The sequence below is a fragment of the Micromonospora salmantinae genome (genome assembly GCF_022230905.1).
In the GTDB taxonomy this organism is placed as follows: domain Bacteria; phylum Actinomycetota; class Actinomycetes; order Mycobacteriales; family Micromonosporaceae; genus Micromonospora; species Micromonospora salmantinae.
On record NZ_JAKKFG010000028.1, the window covers coordinates 1 to 915 of the forward strand.

A 915-nucleotide genomic window follows, 5' to 3' on the forward strand; every position below is an offset into this window, starting at 1 on the left:
TCAGAGTGCTCGGGGCCGACGCCGGGGTAGTCCAGCCCGGCCGCGATCGAGTGCGCCTCCTTGATCTGCCCGTGTTCGTCCTGGAGGAACAGGGACTGGAAGCCGTGCAGTACACCGATTTCCCCGTTCGCCGCGCCGGAGCCGCCCTCGGCTTCCACCCCGACGAGCTTCGCCGAGGTCTCGACGAACCCGGCGAACGTGCCCGCCGCGTTGCTGCCGCCGCCGACGCAGGCGACCACGTAGTCGGGGGTGGCAGCGGGCAGCTCGGCCGCGCACTGCCGCCGGGCCTCGTCACCGATGACGCGCTGGAACTCGCGGACCATCATCGGATAGGGGTGCGGACCGATGACGGAGCCCACGCAGTAGTACGCCTCGTCGGCGTCCGTCACCCAGTGACGCATGGCCTCGCTGGTGGCGTCCTTCAGCGTCCGGCTACCGGTGGTCACCGGAACGACCTCGGCGCCCAGCAGCCGCATACGGAAGACGTTGTGCGCCTGGCGTTCCACGTCGCGTTCGCCCATGAACACTCTCACCGGCAAGCCCAGCAGGGCACCGGCCGTCGCCGTCGCGACGCCGTGCATGCCCGCCCCGGTCTCGGCAATCAGGCGCGTACGCCCCATGCGCCGGGCCAGCAACGCCTGTCCCAGCACATTGTTGATCTTGTGTGATCCGGTGTGCGTCAGATCCTCCCGCTTGAGCAGCACCGTCACACCGAGTTCCGCCGACAGTCGCGCGGCCGGCGTCAGCGGGGTCGGCCGTCCCACGTGCGCCGACAGCAGCGCGGCGAGGCTGCCGCGGAACCCGGGATCGGCCCACGCCTGCGAGAAGGCATCGGCGACCGCCTCGCAGGCGGGGATCAGGGACTCCGGCACGTATCGTCCGCCGTAGCTCCCGTACCGCCCCGGACCGACTGCC

General features: G+C 70.9%; 1 protein-coding gene. It reads right to left on the reverse strand.

All coding sequences use genetic code 11. The annotated features are described in order from the left end of the window. The coding region (gene trpB / locus PSH03_RS21450; RefSeq protein WP_255750978.1) for a tryptophan synthase subunit beta at positions 1 to 915 on the reverse strand (915 nt) is incomplete at both ends.